18 protein-coding genes are annotated in these 20,875 nt (G+C 51.5%); 12 read left to right on the top strand and 6 right to left on the bottom strand.

What is annotated here, in order from left to right:
- The first annotated feature begins 219 nt into the window (after nt 1-219).
- The 4 genes from VSR74_RS09850 (at nt 220) to VSR74_RS09835 (ending at nt 6,577) form a co-directional block, all read left to right on the top strand.
- Nucleotides 220-1,275, top strand: coding sequence for a 4-oxalomesaconate tautomerase (locus tag VSR74_RS09850; protein ID WP_347794564.1), 1,056 nt, complete (start codon nt 220-222; stop codon nt 1,273-1,275).
- A 106-nt stretch (nt 1,276-1,381) separates the two neighbouring features.
- Nucleotides 1,382-2,815 (top strand): anion permease, encoded by a 1,434-nt coding sequence (locus VSR74_RS09845; protein ID WP_347794563.1) that lies wholly within the window; start codon nt 1,382-1,384, stop codon nt 2,813-2,815.
- Nucleotides 2,816-2,960: 145 nt separating this feature from the next.
- Nucleotides 2,961-4,223 carry an SLC13 family permease gene (locus VSR74_RS09840; RefSeq protein ID WP_347794562.1) on the top strand — a complete coding sequence of 421 codons (1,263 nt, stop codon included), beginning with the start codon at nt 2,961-2,963 and terminating at the stop codon, nt 4,221-4,223.
- Between the two features lie 65 nt (nt 4,224-4,288).
- The gene (locus VSR74_RS09835) at nt 4,289-6,577 is read left to right on the top strand and encodes a hydratase (RefSeq protein ID WP_347794561.1); all 2,289 of its coding nucleotides are present in this window, start codon (nt 4,289-4,291) and stop codon (nt 6,575-6,577) included.
- Nucleotides 6,578-6,643: 66 nt separating this feature from the next.
- Here the strand turns inward: VSR74_RS09835 and citB are convergent, their stop codons facing one another.
- From citB to citS, 6 genes are all read right to left on the bottom strand, one after another.
- Nucleotides 6,644-7,339 carry a citrate response regulator transcription factor CitB gene (gene citB / locus VSR74_RS09830; protein ID WP_347794560.1) on the bottom strand — a complete coding sequence of 232 codons (696 nt, stop codon included), beginning with the start codon at nt 7,337-7,339 and terminating at the stop codon, nt 6,644-6,646.
- The gene (gene citA, locus VSR74_RS09825; RefSeq protein WP_347794559.1) at nt 7,332-8,963 is read right to left on the bottom strand and encodes a citrate sensor histidine kinase CitA; all 1,632 of its coding nucleotides are present in this window, start codon (nt 8,961-8,963) and stop codon (nt 7,332-7,334) included. The genes citB and citA overlap by 8 nt, the downstream gene beginning before the upstream one ends.
- 133 nt (nt 8,964-9,096) lie before the next feature.
- On the bottom strand, nt 9,097-10,398 hold the full coding sequence (locus VSR74_RS09820) for an oxalacetate decarboxylase subunit beta (protein WP_347794558.1): 1,302 nt from the start codon (nt 10,396-10,398) through the stop codon (nt 9,097-9,099).
- A 12-nt stretch (nt 10,399-10,410) separates the two neighbouring features.
- Nucleotides 10,411-12,180: a sodium-extruding oxaloacetate decarboxylase subunit alpha gene (gene oadA, locus VSR74_RS09815; RefSeq protein WP_347794557.1), complete on the bottom strand. Its 1,770-nt coding sequence runs from the start codon at nt 12,178-12,180 to the stop codon at nt 10,411-10,413.
- Nucleotides 12,181-12,195: 15 nt separating this feature from the next.
- Nucleotides 12,196-12,432 (bottom strand): oxaloacetate decarboxylase subunit gamma, encoded by a 237-nt coding sequence (locus VSR74_RS09810; RefSeq protein ID WP_347794556.1) that lies wholly within the window; start codon nt 12,430-12,432, stop codon nt 12,196-12,198.
- A 161-nt stretch (nt 12,433-12,593) separates the two neighbouring features.
- A complete protein-coding gene (citS, locus tag VSR74_RS09805) occupies nt 12,594-13,934 on the bottom strand; it encodes a citrate/sodium symporter CitS (RefSeq protein ID WP_347794555.1) in 1,341 nt (446 codons plus the stop codon).
- 244 nt (nt 13,935-14,178) lie between these two features.
- Between citS and citC the strand changes: the two genes are divergently transcribed.
- The 8 genes from citC to VSR74_RS09765 all read left to right on the top strand — a co-directional run bounded on the left by citC (nt 14,179) and on the right by VSR74_RS09765 (nt 20,839).
- Nucleotides 14,179-15,222 carry a [citrate (pro-3S)-lyase] ligase gene (citC, locus tag VSR74_RS09800; RefSeq protein ID WP_347794554.1) on the top strand — a complete coding sequence of 348 codons (1,044 nt, stop codon included), beginning with the start codon at nt 14,179-14,181 and terminating at the stop codon, nt 15,220-15,222.
- 29 nt (nt 15,223-15,251) lie between these two features.
- Nucleotides 15,252-15,545, top strand: a complete 294-nt coding sequence (gene citD, locus VSR74_RS09795; RefSeq protein WP_347794553.1) for a citrate lyase acyl carrier protein — start codon at nt 15,252-15,254, stop codon at nt 15,543-15,545.
- Nucleotides 15,542-16,411: a citrate (pro-3S)-lyase subunit beta gene (gene citE / locus VSR74_RS09790; RefSeq protein WP_347794552.1), complete on the top strand. Its 870-nt coding sequence runs from the start codon at nt 15,542-15,544 to the stop codon at nt 16,409-16,411. The genes citD and citE overlap by 4 nt, the downstream gene beginning before the upstream one ends.
- A gap of 10 nt (nt 16,412-16,421) precedes the next feature.
- Nucleotides 16,422-17,942 carry a citrate lyase subunit alpha gene (gene citF / locus VSR74_RS09785; RefSeq protein WP_347794551.1) on the top strand — a complete coding sequence of 507 codons (1,521 nt, stop codon included), beginning with the start codon at nt 16,422-16,424 and terminating at the stop codon, nt 17,940-17,942.
- Nucleotides 17,942-18,493: a citrate lyase holo-[acyl-carrier protein] synthase gene (gene citX, locus VSR74_RS09780; protein ID WP_347794550.1), complete on the top strand. Its 552-nt coding sequence runs from the start codon at nt 17,942-17,944 to the stop codon at nt 18,491-18,493. Before citF ends, citX begins: the two co-directional genes overlap by 1 nt.
- On the top strand, nt 18,471-19,367 hold the full coding sequence (gene citG, locus VSR74_RS09775) for a triphosphoribosyl-dephospho-CoA synthase CitG (RefSeq protein ID WP_347794549.1): 897 nt from the start codon (nt 18,471-18,473) through the stop codon (nt 19,365-19,367). The genes citX and citG overlap by 23 nt, the downstream gene beginning before the upstream one ends.
- Nucleotides 19,368-19,521: 154 nt before the next feature.
- Complete coding sequence (locus VSR74_RS09770; protein WP_347794548.1) at nt 19,522-20,076, top strand: glucose-6-phosphate isomerase family protein; 555 nt, start codon at nt 19,522-19,524, stop codon at nt 20,074-20,076.
- Entirely contained in the window at nt 20,069-20,839 is a 771-nt protein-coding gene (locus VSR74_RS09765) for a glucose-6-phosphate isomerase family protein (RefSeq protein WP_347794547.1), read from the top strand. The genes VSR74_RS09770 and VSR74_RS09765 overlap by 8 nt, the downstream gene beginning before the upstream one ends.
- The last annotated feature ends 36 nt before the right edge of the window (nt 20,840-20,875 follow it).

The following is a 20,875-nucleotide window of genomic DNA, read 5'->3' as shown; positions in this document are numbered from 1 at the left end:
TTATTACGTAAAAGAGAATGAGCTATTAGTACCAGAAAGGAATAAGTCTTATGATTTAATTTTATCAATCGCTGAAAACCTTGCAAGTAGAATTGCTAAACAGGCAATTTAGTGTGATTTATGTTGGCCGGTATTTAGGTAATTAAAAACTTAAAAAACATAAAAATCACCGTTGCTGTTTATTTGTTTTATCAATGTCTATTGTGTGAGGATAATGTCATGAAAAGTATTCCCTGTGTATTAATGCGCGGTGGAACATCAAAAGGCGCCTTTCTGTTGGCAACCGATTTACCCGAAAATATTGAGGAGCGTAATAACGCGTTACTGACCATTATGGGGTCTGGTCATGAACTGGAGATCGACGGTATTGGCGGTGGAAGCCCGCAAACCAGCAAAGTCGCTATCATAAGTCAGTCCACGAGTCAGGATGCCGATATTGATTACCTGTTTGTTCAGGTCATCGTTAACGAACGCCGCGTCGATACAACACCTAACTGTGGAAATATGTTGTGCGCAGTGGGTGGGTTCGCTATTGAGCACGGGCTAATTGACGCAACCTCGCCAGTCACCCGCGTGCGAATCAGAAATGTTAACACCAATACGTTCATTGATGCTGATATTCAAACACCAGATGGCGTTGTTATTTATGAGGGGAATACACAAATTGATGGTGTTCCCGGCTCCGCAGCGCCCGTTGGTCTGACGTTTTTAAATGCCGCCGGAGCAAAGTCAGGGCAACTTTTCCCAACAGGGAACCGTAGTGATGTTTTCGATAATATCCGTGTAACATGCATCGATATGGCCATGCCAATGGTGATCATCCCGGCGCAGAGCCTGGGGAAAACGGGATATGAAACTGCCAGTGAACTGGATCAGGATAAAGCGTTATTTCAACGGCTCGAATCTATCCGTAAACAAGCGGGTGCCGCGATGGGGTTCGGTGATGTTACGAATATGGTCATTCCAAAACCTGTTCTTATTTCACCGGCTCAACATGATGGAACCCTGAATGTACGCTATTTCATGCCGCATAATTGCCATAAATCTCTGGCGATCACCGGGGCTATTGGGCTGGCGAGTGCATCTGTAATTCCAGATACCATTGTTAATGAACTGACTCAACTATCCGGATATGGACTCATTAAAGTCGAACATCCAAGTGGGAGTATTGCGGTTAATTTAAGCAATGAGGGGGCTGAGCCTGAAAATATTCGAGCATCGGTTATCCGTACTGCGCGTAAGATTCTTTCCGGCACGGTTTATCTTCCCGATTAATTTTTTGTATATATTCAGCTAATACATTTTGTCGAAAAAATGGAGTTTTTGTATGGCGAAAATGCCATCAATATCCTTCTGCGGCAGATGTAGATAAGGATTGGAAATGCGAAAGAATATGTTATGGAAGCTGCTTATTTTAATAGCCATTCCGGTAGTAATGAGTTTATTTCCTGCGCCGGAAGGATTGTCTGAGCTTGCCTGGGTTTTATCAGGAATTTACATGGCGGCGATTGTTGGCTTAGTGATTAAACCATTTTCTGAACCCGTAGTGTTACTGATTGCCATAGCGGTATCTATGGTGGTTGTGGGAAATTTAGGCGATGGTTCACTAAAAGCCTCCAGTGTCTTAAGTGGCTACGCTTCAGGTACCACCTGGCTGGTATTTTCGGCTTTCACGCTGAGCGCCGCATTTGTTATTACGGGTTTAGGTAAACGTATTGCATATCTCCTGATTGGGAAAATTGGCAGCACGACGCTGGGGTTAGGTTACGTCACCGCCTTTCTTGACCTGGTTCTGGCACCGGCGACGCCTTCAAACACCGCGCGTGCAGGTGGTATCGTTCTGCCAATAATTAGCAGTATTGCCGTAGCCCTGGGTTCTGACCCTGAAAAGAGCTCGAAACGAGCGGGTCACTATCTGATGATGAACGTATATATGGTGACGAAAACAACCAGCTATATGTTCTTTACCGCGATGGCGGGCAACATTCTCGCACTTAAAATGATCGAGGACATTTGCCATATAAAATTGAGTTGGGGTGGTTGGGCGTTGGCCGGGGGAGTCCCTGGGCTCATTATGCTGTTACTGACTCCGTTGATCACCTATAAGCTCAATCCGCCTGAACTCAAAAGAGTGGATAATAAAAAGATAGCGAAAGAAGGGCTTGCAGCGTTAGGCCCAATGACGTTGCGTGAAAAAATGCTGACCGGGCTTTTTGTGCTGGCGCTGGTCGGATGGATTTTCAGTAAATCACTCGGTGTAGATGAAGCAACCGTTGCGATTTGTGTCATGTCGCTGATGCTGGTACTGCAAATCGTCACCTGGGATGATGTTATTAAAAATAAAGGCGGATGGAATACTCTAATCTGGTATGGCGGCATTATCGGTTTAAGCTCATTGCTGTCAAAGGTTGGGTTCTTTTCATGGTTAGGTGAAACGCTGAAAGATAACATCTCTTTTGGTGGTCATGGCACTATTGCTTTTATCGTTATCGTTCTTCTCAGTATCCTGGTTCGTTATTTCTTCGCATCTGGCAGTGCTTATATTGTGGCGATGGTACCAGTCTTTGCAATGTTAGCAAATGCGTCAGGCGCACCGATCATGTTAACGGCGTTAGCGCTACTGTTCAGTAATTCATATGGTGGAATGGTCACTCATTATGGTGGCGCGGCGGGCCCGGTTATTTTTGGCCTGGGTTATAATGATAGTAAAACATGGTGGATAACTGGCGGTATATTGACGCTCCTTACATTCATTATTCATATGACTTTAGGTGTATGGTGGTGGGAGTTGCTGATGTATTTTAATATTATTTAATTACTACGATACATACATTTTAAATGTCTGGGCGTTAGCTGTCGCCCAGATAAAAAATTGTGGTTATATTTTTTTTAGGTGGAGCCAATTTTAGTCCGCTTATGAATGCTATTGTCATTAATTACTTGACGAGGTGTGATATATTATGTCTCCAGTAGCAATTACATTGTCACTATTAGTTTTTTCAATTGTTATGTTTGTTTGGGAAAAAATACCCTTAGCGGTAACGGCGATGATTGTTTGTATTACATTAGTCGTTACCGGCGTTTTTGATGTAAAAACTGCTTTTTCTGGTTTTATTAATCAGAATGTCATTTTATTTGTGGCGATGTTTGTTGTTGGTGGTGCTTTGTTTGAAACCGGTGTGACGGATGAGATCGGCGGTGTCGTTACACGTTACGCTCGCTCGGAAAAACAACTCATAGTGATAATTATGCTGGTTTGCGGCGTGCTTTCTGGTTTTTTATCAAATACAGGGACTGCCGCAGTTTTAATTCCGGTGGTGATCGGTGCCGCAGCAAAATCAGGGTATGCGAGGTCTCGTCTTCTGATGCCGCTGGCCTTTGCATCGGCGTTGGGCGGTAACTTATCGCTGATTGGTTCGCCGGGAAATCTGATCGCCCAATCGGCACTTGAACACGTTGGGCAACGCTTTGGTTTTTTTGAGTATGCGAAGTTAGGCATTCCAATGCTGCTTTGCGGTATTCTCTATTTTGTGACTATTGGCTATAAATTGTTGCCAGGCGCTCATCTCGTTGGCGACCATAAAGTCGAAAACAGTAGAAAAGTAGCGTGTCCAAAATATAAAAAAGTTATTGCATTATCAGTGCTGGTGTTGACCGTACTGGGCATGATTTTTGAACATCAAATCGGCCTTCCGATCGCCATTATTGGTTCTATCGGTGCGTTATCATTAGTTGTAACCCGGGTTATTACTGAAAAACAAGCCTATCAGTCCATTGATTCACAAACGATTTTTCTTTTTGGTGGCACGCTGGCATTAGCCAAAGCACTTGAAACCACCGGTGCGGGCGAGATCATGGCCCGTTCGATTATCGACCTGCTTGGCCAACATGCATCACCGTTCTTACTGTTAAGCGCGGTATTGGTTATTTCCTGCGCATTGACCAACTTCATGTCGAACACCGCGACGGCAGCGTTATTAATTCCAATTGGGCTTTCTATTGCTAATACCATGGGCGCCGATTCACGTGCCGTATTGATGGCGATTGTTGTCGGTTGTTCTTGTGCTTATGCGACGCCTGTCGGGACGCCAGCGAATATGATGATTTTTTCTGCCGGAGGTTATAAGTTTACCGATTATGTGAGAGTCGGCTTACCTTTAATTGTTATATCAATTATTGTCAGCTTTGTTTTATTACCCATTTTCTTTCCGTTCTATCCGTAAACGCTATCGGAGAACAGCATTCCTGATAGTGAGTCAGTTCAATATTGTTTGTAAGGATACATACTATGATAAAATTGTATGAGCAGGGGATTTATCTCTCGCATGAGCATGGCATAATTCCCGAGGATAAAAGTTCGCCATCGATGAATAAACGAGATGCGCGTAAAGGGACGATTTCCTGGTCGATATTGTCATCGCATAATACATCGGGAAATGAAGATAAGTTAAAAATCAAATTTGACTCAATGACCTCACACGACCTTACCTTTGTGGGGATTATTCAAACGGCGAAAGCATCCGGGATGGAGCGATTTCCTTTACCCTATGTTCTGACCAACTGTCACAATTCATTATGCGCAGTTGGTGGCACCATTAACAGTGATGATCATATTTTTGGTTTATCATCTGCGCAAAAGTATGGTGGAATTTATGTTCCCCCGCATATCTCAGTTATCCATCAATATATGCGTGAGATGATGGCTGGCGGCGGGAAAATGATCCTCGGCTCGGATAGCCATACACGCTATGGCGCGCTGGGGACGATGGCGGTTGGCGAAGGTGGGGGCGAACTGGTAAAACAATTACTGGGGGATACCTGGGATATTGATTATCCCGATGTGGTTGCCGTTTATTTGACCGGGAAACCCGCACCTGGCGTTGGGCCTCACGACATTGCCCTGGCGATCATTGGGGCCGTATTTAAGCGTGGCTATGTTAAGAATAAAATCATGGAGTTTGTCGGGCCCGGTGTGGCCAGCATGTCTACGGATTTCAGAAACAGCATCGACGTGATGACGACGGAAACCACCTGCATGTCTTCTATCTGGCAAACAGATGAAGATACAAGAAAGTATTTGCAGGTACATGGCAGAGAAAAAGATTATGTGCCGCTGTCGGCGAAAGATATGGCTTATTATGATGGCTGTATTGAGGTCGATTTAAGCTGTATTAAACCGATGATTGCTTTGCCGTTCCATCCGGCGAACGTTTATGAAATTGATACGCTCAACGCAAATTTATCGGATATTCTGCGTGAAGTTGAGATTGAGTCTGAAAAAATTTCTCTGGGACGGGCAAAACTCTCCTTACTGGACAAAATTGAGAACGGCCGGTTACGAGTGCAGCAGGGGATTATTGCCGGCTGTTCCGGTGGTAACTACGTCAATGTGATAGAGGCGGCTAACGCCCTGAAACATCACTCCTGCGGCGATAATATTTTCTCACTTTCTGTTTATCCCTCGTCGCAACCGGTCATGATGGATTTAACAAAAAAAGGGGTGATGAACGATTTAATGAGCGCTGGCGCGATTATTCGTACTGCGTTTTGCGGCCCTTGTTTCGGTGCGGGCGATACGCCGATGCATAATGGGTTAAGTATTCGCCACACGACACGTAATTTCCCGAATCGCGAAGGTTCCAAACCAGGAAATGGCCAAATGTCTGCTGTGGCATTGATGGATGCCCGGTCAATCGCCGCGACGGCTGTGAATGGAGGATTACTGACATCGGCAGCCGAACTCGATTGTTGGGGCGCTATTCCGGAATATGAATTTAATGTGTCTGCGTATAAAAACCGCGTCTATCAGGGGTTTGTTAAGGGTGTCACCCAGAAGCCGTTGATCTATGGGCCGAACATTAAAGACTGGCCGGAGATGAGCGAATTAATGGACAACATTCTGTTGAATGTAACGTCGAAGATAATGGATCCGGTCACGACGACTGATGAACTCATTCCTTCCGGGGAAACGTCCTCGTTTCGCTCAAACCCGTTAGGGCTGGCAGAGTTCACGCTTTCGCGACGCGATCCTGGTTATGTGGGGCGCAGCAAAGCCATTTCGACGCTGGAACAGCAGCGCGTGGCAGGCGGCGACCTCTACAGCCTGAACCCTGAACTGGAGACTGTTTTCGCTCAGATCCGCCAACTGCCAGGACAGGAGAACGTCAGCATACAGCAAACGGAAATTGGCAGTATGGTCTATGCGGTAAAACCGGGCGATGGGTCTGCGCGAGAGCAGGCTGCAAGCTGTCAGCGTGTTATCGGTGGCCTTGCCAATATTGCACAGGAGTACGCCACGAAACGTTATCGCTCGAATGTGATTAACTGGGGAATGTTACCGCTACAGATGAAGGAGATGCCTGATTTTGAGGTGGGTGATTTTATCTATATACCGGGAATAAAATCAGCGCTGGATACTGACGTCAGCGATATCACCGCCTGGGTGATTGGCAGTAATGGTTCTGTCAAACCAATTTCACTGTACATGGAAGCCTTAACGCCCACGGAGCGAGAAATCATTAAAGCGGGCAGCCTGATTAATTACAACCGTAAGCAATTGCATAAAGACGCCCATTAACGGCGCTGTTGCTGAGAATAAAAAACGGGATGACATGTCATCCCGTTTTTTATGCGCTTACGCTCTTCATTTTGATTCAGCATAAGCGTGGTAAATGCGTTCCGGCCTGCCTACTTTGCCATAGCTGATTTCCGCTTCGAGTAAATCATTCCTCACACCCTGCTCAAGATAACGACGTGCGGTGGTTTTACTACAGCCGAGAATGCGAGCCAGTGAATCAGCGGTATGAACAACGTCAGGTGCGGAAAAGAGTTGCAGCATACGGTTAAAGGTATTTTCATCGATGCCGCGCGGCAGCGCACTGTCGGGCTCGGTTTGTTCGCGCGCCTGAATATTAAAAAGGGCATCCACATGGGTTTGGCTGGCCTGTTCGCTGGATCGCAGCGAACTGCGATAGCGGGCAAAACGCTCCAGCGTATGCTGCAATCGTTGATAGTGCACGGGCTTAATCAGATAATCGAAAACCCCTAAACGCAGCGCCTCACCGATGGTATCCATGTGGTTATCAGCAGTGATGAAAATAATGCGTCCCTGGTAGTTGGTGCTCATAGCGTGACGAATCAGATCGAGCCCTTTGCCATCGGGCAGAAAATTATCCAGCAAAATGAGCTGTGGTTGGTAGAGGCGAAGCTGTTTTTTGGCGCTTTCCAGTTTATCCGCAATGCCCGTTACCCTGAACTGGGGGAATTGTTTGATGGTATCTACCAGAATTTCCGCCAGCATAGGCTCGTCTTCCACGATAAGGGTAGTGATGCTATCCATGATGTTCATCTCTGCTTAGGGGAATATAAAGAGTAAAAATGGTGCCAAAGGGGATATTATCTTCGACGATGATATTACCACCCGCTTGCTCAACATAGCTGCGCACCAGCCATAGCCCAATGCCGTGATCGCCGCTGTTGCTGCTGGTCACGCCACGTTCAAAAATACGATCGCGAAGGGAGGCGTCAATCCCGCACCCCTGATCGGCGATCTCGATGATCACTTCATTTCCTTCACTGTTGATCAGGCATTCAATTTGCCGTGAGCCGCCAGAATGGCGCAGCGTGGCGTTATAGGCATTGTCCAGCAAATTACCGACGATTGAGATCCATTCGCTGGAGGACAATGCGCTGGGCAGTGTGGCATCCACATAGCAGGCGGGATCGAAAACAAGCTCCAGCCCCAGCTCTTTAGCGCGATAATATTTGCCGATCAGCAACCCTGCGAGGTGGCTATCTCTGAAAGCCCGTGAAATAAAATCCAGTACTTTCTGGTGGCTTTCTGACTGTTGCTGAATCAGCGCCAGGGCGTTGTCATAGCGCTTTAAAAACAACAGCCCCGCGATGGTGGAAATCAGGTTGCGGTGTTCGTGCTGCACGGCGCGCAGGTTATCGGCATATTGTTGCACCTGGCTCAGTTGCAGGCTAAGGGTATTAATATCATCTTTGCTGCGAAAGCTAATCACCCATCCCTGAGCCTGATTATTCAGGATCACCGCCATACGGCTGGCAATGACTTTCGTATCGTTGAAAGTCACAATTTCGTCCTTTTTATTTTTCTGCGTCGCATCATAAAAAAACGCCTTTGGTGAGACGACGCTGTCGATATTATTACCAATAAGCTCAGACTCAGGCTGACTAAGATTGAGCATACGGCGCGCGGTTTGGTTGATTGCGGTGATACGGTAAAGGGAGTCGATAGCGATAAGACCTTCAAAGACCGACTCGAACAGGACGCTCTGTTGGATCAGCAACTGCGAGAGTTGTTGAGGTTCCATATTGAGCATCTGTTTTTTTATATGCAGAGAAAACCGACGCGCGCAGTAGAGCAGGATGAGCAATAAAACGGCCATAGGAAACATTAACGAGCCGATTTGCAGATTGAGCCAGTTTTCCAGTTGTTCAATGGTATACCCGACGGAAACGATGCCGATGACTTTACCGGTGCTATCCTGAATCGGTGATTTTCCGCGTAGCGATGAGCCCAGTGAGCCTTTGCGCACAGAGACATAACTTTGGGCGTTCAGAAGGGCATTTTCGCTGTCGCCACCCTCCATAAATTTCCCAATTTCATCAGGGTTAACGTGATATAAGCGGCGTCCGTTTTCATCACCCACGGTAATGTAGGTGGCATCGGAGAACGAGCGCATGGGATCAATCAGCGATTTGATCCGTTTGAGGTCGTTATGTTTTACAGCGTCAACAAGTTCAGGCATTGCGGAAATTTGCATGGCCTGAATCAATGCGCGTTGCCCAACCTGGTAGTGGAGGCGATCTTTTGCAATATCGGTGACATACCAGGACATCGCGAGCATAACGATCGTTGATGTAAATAAAATCAGCAGAAATATTCGATTTTGAAACGACCGCCGTGAAAACCACAGTGTTATTTTTCTGATAAACATATCGGTATGTAAAAATTAAAAAGAGGATTCTCAGGTATCCAGCGAGTTTGGTTCCTGAGCCAGTTCATAATCCTCTGTTTTTCAGAAAACATTTAGCTGGAAAGGGGATATGCAGCGCATATCCCCTTTGATATTACATCGCCATTACATATTTCAGCATTACACCTGCGGCAATGGCCGAGCCAATCACGCCAGCCACGTTCGGCCCCATCGCGTGCATTAGCAGGAAGTTCTGCGCGTCGGCTTCCAGACCCACCTTGTTGGAGACTCGCGCCGCCATTGGCACGGCGGAAACCCCTGCGGAACCAATGAGCGGGTTGATAGGAACCTTACTGACTTTATTCAGTAATTTAGCCATCAATACGCCGGCGGCTGTACCGATACCAAACGCAATCACTCCCAGCAGCAGAATGCCGAGCGTCTGCGGCTGCAGAAACTTATCCGCTACCAGCTTCGCCCCGACAGACAGGCCAAGGAAGATAGTGACGATATTAATCAGACCGTTCTGTACTGTGTCGCTCAGGCGTTCCACTACGCCGCTTTCACGCATCAGGTTGCCGAAACAGAACATCCCCAGCAGCGGTGCGGCATCCGGCAGCAGCAGCGCCACCAGCAATAACAGCACCACAGGGAACAGAATTTTTTCCCGTTTGCTGATAGTGCGCAGTTGCACCATGCGGATTTTCCGCTCTTTCTCCGTCGTCAGCGCCTTCATGATCGGTGGCTGAATCAGCGGTACCAGCGCCATATAGGAGTACGCCGCTACGGCGATTGCCCCCAGAAGTTCCGGTGCCAGTTTGCTCGACAGATAAATTGCCGTTGGGCCATCTGCGCCGCCAATGATGCCTATCGCCGCCGCCTGCGGCAGGGTGAACGAGATGAAACCAAAGTAGTTCAGCGTCAACGCCCCCAGTACGGTGGCGAAAATGCCGAACTGCGCCGCCGCCCCGAGCAGCAGGGTGCGCGGGTTTGCCAACAGCGGGCCGAAGTCGGTCATCGCGCCGACACCCATAAAGATGACCAGCGGTGCGACGCCCGAGCCAATCGCCACTTTATAGAACAGCGCCAGTACGCCCGGGGTGTAGCCCATGTCCACTGCCAGTGTTTCCATCTGGTTTTGAACCGACGGCAACGCCAGCGCCAGAGCGTCTTTAATAGCGTGGACATCCGGTGCGCAGTTGAGCTTCGCGGCAATTATGGCCAGGTGCCCGGCGTCATGATGCGCCAGCAGGCTTTCCAGCGCGGTCAGTGCCAGACCCGCTTCCGGAATATTCGACAGCAGCCCACCAAAGCCAATCGGTAGCAGCAACAGCGGTTCGAACTTCTTCGCTATCGCCAGCCACAGTAGCAGCAGGCTAACCAGCAGCATGATGGCCTGCCCCGCACCAAGGTGCATCAGCCCCATCCCCTGAATCAGGGCGTTCAGACTTTCCATTTCTTCCGTTCCTTACGCCAGCGTCATCAGGGTATCACCCGGGGCAACGGCATCCCCGGCTTTCACCGTGATACTGCGGACGGTTCCGGCCTGTGCCGCGCGGATCTCGGTTTCCATTTTCATGGCTTCCAGAATCAGCAGTACATCGCCTTCCGCCACGGCCTGACCTTCTGTCGCGATAACTTTCCAGATATTGCCCGCCAGCGGCGCGGCAACCGGCGTCCCTGCGCCAGCCGGAGCCGGGGCGGCCACGGGGGCTGCTGTCGTTGGGGCAACCTGGCTGATGTCGCCGCCATCGCTCACTTTCACCACAAAGGCTTTGCCTTCCACTTCCACGGTGTAGATACCGGAGGTGGCCGCTTTCGGCGCGCTCACCGCCGCGGCAGGTTTCGCGGTTTCCACTTCCGGGCGCGGCTCAAAGGCGGCCGGGTTATTGCGGTTTTCGAGGAATTTCATGCCCGGCTGCGGGAACAGGGCCACGGTCAGCACATCGTCAATGGCATTGTCGGCAAGGGTGATGCCTTTTTCCTGCGCCTGACGTGTGATATCCGCTTCCAGTTGTGCCAGTTCCGGCTTCAGTAAATCCGCCGGGCGACAGGTGATGGCCTGCGCGCCGTCGAGAACTTTAGCCTGCAGCACGGTGTTCACTGGCGCCGGGGTGTGGCCGTATTCACCTTTCAGGATCCCCGCCGTCTCTTTGGCGATGGTTTTATAGCGCTCGCCAGTCAGCACGTTAAGCACAGCCTGGGTGCCGACAATCTGCGACGTTGGCGTCACCAGCGGGATAAAGCCCAGGTCTTCACGCACACGCGGGATCTCCGCCAGTACCTCATCAAGACGATGGGCGGCATTCTGCTGTTTAAGCTGGCTTTCGAGGTTGGTAAGCATTCCGCCCGGCACCTGGGCTACCAGGATGCGGCTGTCGTAACCTTTAAGCTGGCCTTCAAAGGCGTGATATTTTTTCCGCACCTCGCGGAAGTACGCTGCAATATTTTCCAGTTTAAGGATATCCAGCCCGGTATCCTGCTTAGTTCCGGCGAGCGTCGCGACCAGCGCTTCAGTCGCCGGGTGGCCGTAGGTGGCGCTCATCGAAGAGATAGCGGTATCGACGCCATCGATACCCGCTTCAATGGCTTTCAGCAGCGCCATCTCTGCCATACCGGTGGTAGCGTGGCAGTGCAGATGCAGCCTCACGTCGTAGCGTTTTTTGATTTCGCTGACCAGCTCAAAAGCGGTGACGGGGGTGAGGATGCCGGACATATCCTTAATGGCAATGGAATCAACGCCGGTTTCCAGCAGTTGTTCGGTTAGGTCGAGCCAGGTCTGTAAGGTATGTACCGGGCTGGTGGTGTAGGAGAGCGTACCCTGCGCATGCGCGCCGTGGCTGCGTACCGCCTGTAGCGCGGCTTTCATATTGCGTGGGTCGTTCATGGCATCAAAGACGCGGAACACGTCCATCCCATTTTTCACCGCGCGCTCGACAAAGCGCTCAACCACGTCGTCGGCATAGTGACGGTAGCCAAGCAGGTTCTGCCCGCGCAGCAGCATCTGCAATGGCGTTTTCGGCATCGCTTTTTTCAGCTCGCGCAGGCGCACCCAGGGGTCTTCTCCGAGGAAACGGATGCAGGCGTCAAAGGTTGCCCCGCCCCAGCACTCCAGCGACCAGTAGCCCACTTCATCAAGTGCGGCGGCAATCGGCAACATGTCATCAAGACGCAAACGGGTAGCGAACAGAGACTGGTGGGCGTCGCGCAGGACGACATCGGTAATAGCAATGGTCATACATTCCTCTGGGAATTAGTTTTTGAAACGATGATGGTGAATCGCTGCTGCGATCACGGGCTTTAAGCGCGTAAAGTCATCCACAACGGGCGCGACACGCGGCGCAACAGGAATCGGTTCGGGGAAAAAACGGCTAATGGCGGCGGACATACCGCGAATAGCAAAAATGAGCAAAAGCAGAAAGGTCAGCACAAAGCCCATACCGAGGAACATCAGGGTGAAGCCTTCACCCAGTAAAGCGGCATCAGTCATGAATGATTTTCCAGAGCAGAGGCACAGCGATGCAGTTGACTACAACCTTCCAGGTGGATCCGGCTAAGGAGTCGTAGAGTGGATTTCCCTCGGCCGCCCCCGGCTCTGGCCTCTACGTTTCACCTGGTCGTCTGTAGCAACTACACCGCCGTGCGTTTTTATTACACCATCATGCTGAACACGATGCTGGCGATAACCAGCACAATACCGCCGCCCAGACGGGAGGAGATTTGTGCGTAAGAAATAAGGTTCATACGGTTACAGGCGGACAACACTTCCAGGTCGCCGGAGCCGCCGCGGTTTGCCATGCAGAGGCCTGCAGTAATGGAGGATTCAATAGGATAGAAGCCGATCAACCAGCCCCCAACGGCTGCGCCCACTACCGCGCCGACGACGATAATCGCGGCGATGACCACGTTGGCAAATGTCAGGGCATCAATAATTTCCTGCAGATCGGTGTAGCAAACGCCAACCCCAACCATCAGTACCCACAGAAGCTGTTTAGAGAAGAAGTCAGACAGACGTTTCGCACCGGCTTTAATTTCTGGTGAGCATAGGCCGGATGCGTTCAGCGCCGCGACAATCAGTACCATCCAGGCGAAATAGTGAATAGATACGCCGCCAATGCTTGGCAGAATTTTCTTGGCGATAACATAGGCCAGCAGGAAGCAGGTGGTGGATAAAACCAGGCCTACCGCCGTTTCACGATGGGTAATCTGACCCGCTTTTTCATCATCTTCTGTTTTAAAAGACGCTTTACGGACTAATTCCCCTTCACCGCTGAGCCAGGTGTATTTTTTGCCGACAATATCCAGCAGCGCAGCGAAAACGATCGCAAAGATATTCGCAATGGTCAAAATAGCGATGGCGGTAGAGTAGTACTCTTCACGAGAACGGCCAGTGACAGAATGATAAATTTCGGACAGTGGTACCGCGCCTGCGCCATTACCGCCGCCCATAATTGGCAACACGTAGAGCATCATGATGCGATCGACCGGGATGCCGAAGCACAGGCCAATTGCGATACCGAAAATAGCTGCGCCGAGGATCCCTGTCAGGATTGTCGGGATATAACCCAGCAGTGATTTCAACAGTAATTTACGGTTTACCGAAAGGATCGCGCCAGTAATCAGCACGGCAATAAACAGGTTAAGGAAGTTACTCTTATCCATAACGTTGCTGATTGCATCGATTTCTTTCTGGGTAAATATGCCTGCATAGACAAAGTAAGCGGCAACCAGGAATATCATTACCGGCGCGCCGCCAATATATTTGTTGAAAATTGGCAGGCGTTTACCGATTTCTCCAAAAATGGCGCCAATAATAAACATGATCGCAAAGCCACCGACCAAATCAGTGGGTAATGCATTATAAAAGTGAGAAAGTAAAAGCGTTATCAACGCGAAGCCATAGAGCGGTACCGACATACCAAAGATTTTAAATCCCAGTAAATCGCTAATGCCCTTTTTCTCCGTTGCCGGAGCCTGGGTCATGTTGGTCATAAATATTGTCCTGTGTGGTGATAGATAACAATGTCGGCGCATATTAATAAAATCTGTTAACGGCGAGATGTGACTATCTTCACTGAATGGTGGTGTTTTTAATTAATTTAATTGTTTTTATTTTTCTCAGGTAATTAAAAACATAAAAACCATAAACACAATAAAGGCAGGGGGAAAAATGTGAAGTCTATTGCAGACGGATAATATAAACACTGGCGAAATAGGCGGCGTTAATTGCTTACGGATGCAGAATAGAGTGAACCTGATATTTAAGCGTATTTACCTGCAAAAAGAAGCCGAGCGTCGCGAGCGGGTGGCTGCCTTCCTGCGGAATGCAGGGCTTTCTCTGGAAGCCGATTGTGAAATCGCGGTGTGCGCAGAGTGGCAGGGTGAGGTCGTGGGTTGCGGCGCGATTGCTGGTAATGTACTGAAAAGTATCGCCGTATCTCCTGCGCTACAGGGAGAAGGTCTTAGCCTGAAGCTGCTGACCGAACTGCTGACGCTCGCCTATGAGTTAAATCGTAGCGAGCTTTTCCTGTTCACTAAACCGGAAAATCGACAGCTATTTTCTGGTGCCGGGTTCTGGCCAATTGCGCAGGCGGGCGAGCTGGTGGTATTGATGGAGAACAGCAGCGAGCGCCTGTCGCGTTACTGTCGTCAACTGGCGCTCTATCGCCAACCGGGAAAAACAATTGGCGCTATCGTGATGAATGCCAATCCGTTCACGCTGGGCCATCGTTATTTAGTGGAGCAAGCGGCCGCCCGTTGTGACTGGCTGCATCTGTTTGTCGTCAAAGAAGATGCATCATTTTTTTCCTATACCGACCGTTGGGCGCTGATCGAACAAGGGATTGCCGGTATTGACAATGTCACCCTGCACCCGGGTTCGGCATATCTGATCTCCCGGGCAACATTCCCGGGCTACTTCCTCAAAGAAAAAGGCGTGGTGGACGACTGCCACAGCCAGATTGATCTGCAACTTTTCCGCGAGCATCTGGCTCCGGCGTTGGGGATAACCCATCGTTTTGTCGGTAATGAACCGTTTTGCCCCCTGACCCGCGCTTATAACCAGCGGATGCACAATATTCTGAGCGCCCCGAATAGTCATAGCCCTGCCATCGAGGTGGTCGAGTTGCCGCGTATGGAGAAACTCGGCGCCCCCGTTTCCGCTTCTCGCGTCAGAAAACTGTACGCCGAACGCGACTGGCAGGCCATACGTGCGCTTGTCCCTGGCGGCACCCTGGCGTTTTTACAGCACCTTGCCGCCGAACACACTGAAACAGTATGACGTAATACCGTTAACAAGGAACATAACTTATGGAAATCATTAAAGATGCCCTGGCAGGCACGCTGGAATCCAGCGATGTGATGATCAGGATTGGCCCCTCCTCGGAGCCAGGGATCCGGCTGGAGCTGGAGAGCCTGGTAAAACAGCAATTCGGCACAGCGATTGAGCAGGTGGTGCGGGAAACGCTGGCGAAACTTGGCGTCGAACGCGCTCAGGTCAGCATCGATGACAAAGGCGCGCTGGAGTGTATTTTGCGGGCCAGGGTGCAGGCGGCGGCGCTGCGTGCGGCAGAGAAAACGGAAATTCAATGGAGTGCGTTATGAGACCTCGTCGCAGTATGTTGTTTATTCCCGGCGCGAATGCGGCCATGTTGAGCACCTCGTTCGTGTACGGTGCGGATGCAGTGATGTTTGATCTCGAAGATGCCGTGTCGCTACGCGAGAAAGATACCGCCCGTCTGCTTGTTCACCATGCTCTGCAGCACCCTTTCTACCAGGATGTGGAAAGAGTCGTGCGCATTAACCCGTTGAACACGCCATTTGGTTTGGCCGATTTGGAAGCGGTGGTACGTGGCGGGGCAAATATCGTTCGCCTGCCGAAAACCGATAGCAAAGATGATGTGCTGGAGCTGGAAGCGCAGGTTGCGCGCATCGAACGCGAGTGCGGGCGCGAAGTGGGCAGTACCAAACTGATGGCGGCGATTGAATCAGCGAGAGGGGTGGTAAACGCCGTCGAGATTGCGACCTCCAGCCCGCGTATGGTCGCGATTGCGCTGGCGGCCTTCGATTATGTGATGGATATGGGAACCAGCCGTGGCGATGGTACGGAGCTGTTCTATGCCCGCTGTGCCGTGCTGCATGCGGCGCGTGTCGCGGGCATTGCCGCTTATGACGTCGTCTGGTCGGATATTAACGACGAAGAAGGGTTCCTGAAAGAAGTGCAACTGGCGAAAGGGCTTGGATTTAACGGTAAATCGTTGGTGAACCCACGTCAGATCGAGCTTCTTCATCAGGCCTATTCACCGACGCGCAAAGAAGTTGACCACGCATTCGAAGTGATTGCCGCCGCAGAAGAGGCTGAGTCTCGTGGGCTGGGCGTCGTCTCGCTCAACGGCAAAATGATTGACGGCCCGATTATCGACCATGCACGAAAAGTGGTGGCTCTGTCGGCTTCCGGTATTCGTGATTAAGGAAGAAACCATGAAAGAGACTGTAGCAATGCTGAAGCAGCAATATGTCGTACCGGAAGGATTACAGCCCTACGAAGGGGTGACAACCAACAGCCCCTGGCTGGCGAGTGAAACCCAGAAACGCCAGCGTAAGATTTGTGATTCACTCGAAGAGGCGATCCGCCGTTCCGGGCTTAAGAATGGTATGACGATCTCCTTCCACCATGCGTTCCGCGGCGGCGATAAGGTCGTCAATATGGTGATGGAAAAACTGGCCGAAATGGGATTTCGCGATCTGACCCTGGCTTCCAGTTCCCTGATTGACGCCCACTGGCCGCTTATCGAACACATTAAAAACGGTGTCCTGCGGCAGATTTATACCTCCGGGCTGCGTGGCAAACTGGGCGAAGAGATCTCCGCCGGTTTGATGGAAAACCCGGTGCAGATCCACTCTCACGGCGGCCGCGTAAAACTGATTCAGAGCGGCGAGCTGAATATCGATGTCGCCTTCCTCGGTGTGCCGTGCTGTGATGAATTTGGTAATGCCAATGGTTTCAGTGGCAAGTCTCGCTGCGGTTCGTTGGGCTATGCGAAAGTGGATGCCGAATACGCCAAATGCGTGGTTCTGCTGACCGAAGAGTGGGTGAGTTATCCGAACTACCCGGCCAGCATTGCGCAGGATCAGGTGGATTTTATCGTCCAGGTTGATGAGGTTGGCGATCCTGCGAAGATCACGGCAGGCGCGATTCGCTTGTCCAGCAACCCGCGCGAGCTGTTGATTGCCCGTGAGGCCGCCAAAATCATTGAGCATTCAGGCTATTTTAAAGATGGCTTCTCATTGCAGACCGGTACGGGCGGGGCATCGCTGGCGGTATCGCGTTTCCTTGAAGACAAAATGCGCCGTCAGAATATTACCGCCAGTTTTGGTCTGGGCGGGATCACCGGCACCATGGTCGATCTACATGAGAAAGGGCTGATTAAAGCGCTGCTGGATACCCAATCTTTTGATGGCGATGCAGCCCGTTCTCTGGCGCAGAACCCGCATCATATCGAAATCTCTACCAATCAATATGCTAATCCTGGTTCAAAAGGGGCGGCCTGCGAACGCCTGAATGTGGTGATGCTAAGCGCGCTCGAAATTGACGTGAATTTCAACGTAAACGTCATGACCGGATCGAATGGCGTACTGCGCGGCGCATCCGGCGGGCACAGCGACACGGCGGCGGGGGCGGATCTCACGATTATTACCGCGCCCCTGGTGCGCGGGCGTATTCCCTGCGTGGTGGAAAAAGTCCTTACCACCGTCACACCGGGCGCCAGCGTCGATGTGCTGGTGACGGATCACGGCATTGCGGTGAATCCGGCGCGTCAGGATCTGATCGACAATCTGCGCGACGCAGGCGTCCCGTTAATGACCATTGAACAACTGCAACAGCGCGCGGAACAACTCACCGGTAAACCTCAACCGATTGAATTTATCGATCGTGTTGTTGCCGTCGTGCGCTACCGCGATGGCTCGGTGATTGACGTTATCCGTCAGGTTAAAGCCTGATGAGACGCGCAGACCTGCTGTCGGGCGGTCGACCAGTCACGCTGGAAGAGATGCTGCTGGCGCGCGACAGGCGCGCTGCACGTCAGCAGAGGCTGCTGGCGCTTTATCACCAGCCGGTCGTCTCTTTTACGCTCGTCGCGCCTGGCCCGGTGAAAAACAGCCCAAAGTGGCGCAGCGTGGCAGATGCAGCCTGTGACGCCGTTTTTTCCCTGTGTCTGCATCATGACTGGCATACCGATGGCCTTTTATGGAGTGATGCGAACAGTGGGCCGGAATGGATGATGGCGGTCTGCGCGTCGCCTTTAACATTGAAAGAGGCGCTGGTTGGTCTCGAACAGGCGCATCCTCTGGGGCGCCTGTGGGATGTTGACGTGATTGATGTGGCGGGCGTGGCGGTTTCGCGACGGGAGCTTAATCTTCCGGGGCGTCGTTGTCTGCTTTGTGAGAACAATGCCCATGTTTGCGCGCGCGCCAGAACGCATTCGCTGGATCTGTTGCTGGATGAAATCACCCAAAGGATTGAGAACTATGAGCGAGATATTAACGGCTGATACCGTCAGCTCTTTTACTGAAGAGCGTCTGGAGAACCTGGTGCGTTCCGCCTTACTGACGGAGGTACGACTGACGCCGAAGCCTGGGCTTGTCGATATTCGTAACACGGGTGCACACAAAGACATGGATCTGGCGTCCTTTGAAAGAAGCACCGCAGCTATCGTGCCGTGGATGACCCGCTTTTATCGTATGGGGTTCGAGTCGGCATTGGGGGAAGCGCAGGCCGTGCTACCTATGCTGAGGCCGATTGGCCTCGCCTGCGAATGCGATATGCTTCAGGTCACTGGCGGCGTAAATACGCATCGTGGCGCAATTTTCGCATTTGGGCTGTTGTCTGCGGCGATAGGCCGTCTGAACGCTAAAAAAGAGCCGCTTGAACAAAATCGTATTTGTGATGTTGTCGCCCGCTTCTGCCGTCATCTGGTGGCGAAAGAGTTGTCCGTGTCGAAGGGCGGCGGGCTTAGCAAAAGCGAGGCGCATTTTCTGCAGTTTGGCTTGTCCGGTGCACGTGGTGAGGCGGAAAGCGGTTTTTGCACCGTGCGAACCCAGGCATTACCGGTGTACAACCGGGTGATGGAAGAGTGGGGCGACACCAATCTGGCGCTACTGCAAACGCTGTTGCATCTGATGGCCTGGAATGATGATACCAATCTGGTGGCGCGTGGCGGGCTCGAAGGCCTTTACTACGTCCAGCAGCAGGCGCAGGAACTGCTATGGGAAGGTGGTGTGCTGGCGAAAGGGGGAATTGAAGCGATGCAACAGCTTGATGATGAACTGATTCTCCGTCATCTCAGCCCCGGCGGCAGCGCCGATTTGTTGGCTGTTACCTGGTTTTTAAGTCATTTCCCGGCAGGGGCGCTTTACCGCGACTAATCCGTTGCTGGCCGATTAGCGGAAAGTTCTGGCCACCCGGTCAGAACTTTGATTTTAGAGTGTGACACATCCCACAATGTCCTGAGTGAATTGTCAGGTTAATCGATTAATCCGCTATGCTAAACGTGCTGTTCTCCTCGGGCCGGAGACACATATGAATCTTCCTGATATTCAGCCACCACAAGTGGATTGGGCGAGCGGCGCTTTCGCCGACGGCCCGCTATTATCTAAATCAACGCGGCTCCGGGATCTCGCTGGCATCTTTGCCGATGAACCCGCACGTCAGCAACTGCCTGGCGAACAGGTAATCTATGACGTTGAGATGCTCGCGACTTCCCCCGCAGAAGGTGAACTCTACACTGGCGTTACCCACCTTTATCCAGGCCGTGTCGGCGGCGAATATTTTATGACCCGTGGGCATTTTCACGCACGTCGTGAACAGGGCGAGGTCTATTTTGGCCTGCGTGGAAACGGCCTGCTACTGCTGCAGAATGAACAAGGCGAAGCGCGGCTGGAAAAGGTCTTTACCGGGTCTGTTCACATTATTCCGGGGTTTACCGCTCATCGTTTAATTAATACCGGCGGCGAGGTGCTTTCGGCGCTGGCCGTATGGCCGGGTGTGGCGGGGCATGATTATGCCGCGCTGGCTAACGGTTTTGCCCTGCGAGTCATGGTCTCATCAGAGGGGTGGGAGGTGCATCATGACTGATTATGGTCTGGACATGTCTATCACCCATCATCCGCTCGGATTCAGCTATGGCGAGGATGTCACCGGGCCAATGCCGGAGATCCGCACGTTGGATCAGATCCGCGCATCGTTGCGAGATCCGGCGTGTCAGGGGCCGAATGAGGTGTACGCCATTGCGATGGATGTCGCCCGGATACAGGATCGCGAAGAGTTGCAAAAGCGAATGCTGCTGTTTGGGGTTGTGACTTATGCTGCAGGACAGCTAGGCGATGAACCGGTGCGTAGCCAGGGGCATATCCACAAAATCAGCCAGCATAGTGGTTGGTCGCCGCCGGAGCTTTACGAAATCTGGCAGGGTAAGGCCATTATTTATATGCAGGAATATGTGGCTGACGATCCCGGGCGCTGTTTCGCCGTGCTTGCAGGGCCTGGCGAGAAAGTCCTGGTGCCGCCGGGCTGGGGGCATGCCACGATCTCTGCCGATCCCGAGGTACCCTTAACCTTTGGCGCGTGGTGCGATCGTGAATATGGTTTTGAATATGACGCGGTGCGGTCATATAAAGGGCTGGCATGGTATCCGCTGGTGCAGGAAAAGCAGATTGTCTGGCAACATAACAGCCGTTATGTTCCCGGGCGACTACAGGCGGTGACGCCGCGTCAGTATACCGAATTTGGTATTACGGCGGCGCCGGTATATCAACAGTTTATTGATTGCCCGGCGCGCTTTCAGTTTATCTCGCGTCCGGATAAAACCGCCGGACTATGGCATAACTTTCACCCGTAGCCTTCCTGTCGGGTAAGCGCCGCGCCATCAGGCGCG

It is taken from the genome of Pseudocitrobacter cyperus, from assembly GCF_039889165.1.
Classification (GTDB): Bacteria; Pseudomonadota; Gammaproteobacteria; order Enterobacterales; family Enterobacteriaceae; genus Pseudocitrobacter; species Pseudocitrobacter cyperus.
Note: the sequence above shows the minus strand (reverse complement) of the source record. Positions and strands in the feature narration are given on the sequence as shown.

Bases quoted from the DNA above. Each gene is read 5' to 3' on its own strand.
- citE (WP_347794552.1), top strand. From the start codon at position 15,542: ATGAGACCTCGTCGCAGTATGTTGTTTATTCCCGGCGCGAATGCGGCC.
- citX (WP_347794550.1), top strand. From the start codon at position 17,942: ATGAGACGCGCAGACCTGCTGTCGGGCGGTCGACCAGTCACGCTGGAA.
- VSR74_RS09810 (WP_347794556.1), bottom strand. From the start codon at position 12,432: ATGACTGATGCCGCTTTACTGGGTGAAGGCTTCACCCTGATGTTCCTC.
- citC (WP_347794554.1), top strand. From the start codon at position 14,179: ATGCAGAATAGAGTGAACCTGATATTTAAGCGTATTTACCTGCAAAAA.
- VSR74_RS09845 (WP_347794563.1), top strand. From the start codon at position 1,382: ATGCGAAAGAATATGTTATGGAAGCTGCTTATTTTAATAGCCATTCCG.
- citD (WP_347794553.1), top strand. From the start codon at position 15,252: ATGGAAATCATTAAAGATGCCCTGGCAGGCACGCTGGAATCCAGCGAT.
- citG (WP_347794549.1), top strand. From the start codon at position 18,471: ATGAGCGAGATATTAACGGCTGATACCGTCAGCTCTTTTACTGAAGAG.
- citS (WP_347794555.1), bottom strand. From the start codon at position 13,934: ATGACCAACATGACCCAGGCTCCGGCAACGGAGAAAAAGGGCATTAGC.
- VSR74_RS09820 (WP_347794558.1), bottom strand. From the start codon at position 10,398: ATGGAAAGTCTGAACGCCCTGATTCAGGGGATGGGGCTGATGCACCTT.
- VSR74_RS09770 (WP_347794548.1), top strand. From the start codon at position 19,522: ATGAATCTTCCTGATATTCAGCCACCACAAGTGGATTGGGCGAGCGGC.
- citA (WP_347794559.1), bottom strand. From the start codon at position 8,963: ATGTTTATCAGAAAAATAACACTGTGGTTTTCACGGCGGTCGTTTCAA.
- citB (WP_347794560.1), bottom strand. From the start codon at position 7,339: ATGGATAGCATCACTACCCTTATCGTGGAAGACGAGCCTATGCTGGCG.
- VSR74_RS09840 (WP_347794562.1), top strand. From the start codon at position 2,961: ATGTCTCCAGTAGCAATTACATTGTCACTATTAGTTTTTTCAATTGTT.
- VSR74_RS09850 (WP_347794564.1), top strand. From the start codon at position 220: ATGAAAAGTATTCCCTGTGTATTAATGCGCGGTGGAACATCAAAAGGC.
- VSR74_RS09765 (WP_347794547.1), top strand. From the start codon at position 20,069: ATGACTGATTATGGTCTGGACATGTCTATCACCCATCATCCGCTCGGA.
- VSR74_RS09835 (WP_347794561.1), top strand. From the start codon at position 4,289: ATGATAAAATTGTATGAGCAGGGGATTTATCTCTCGCATGAGCATGGC.
- oadA (WP_347794557.1), bottom strand. From the start codon at position 12,180: ATGACCATTGCTATTACCGATGTCGTCCTGCGCGACGCCCACCAGTCT.
- citF (WP_347794551.1), top strand. From the start codon at position 16,422: ATGAAAGAGACTGTAGCAATGCTGAAGCAGCAATATGTCGTACCGGAA.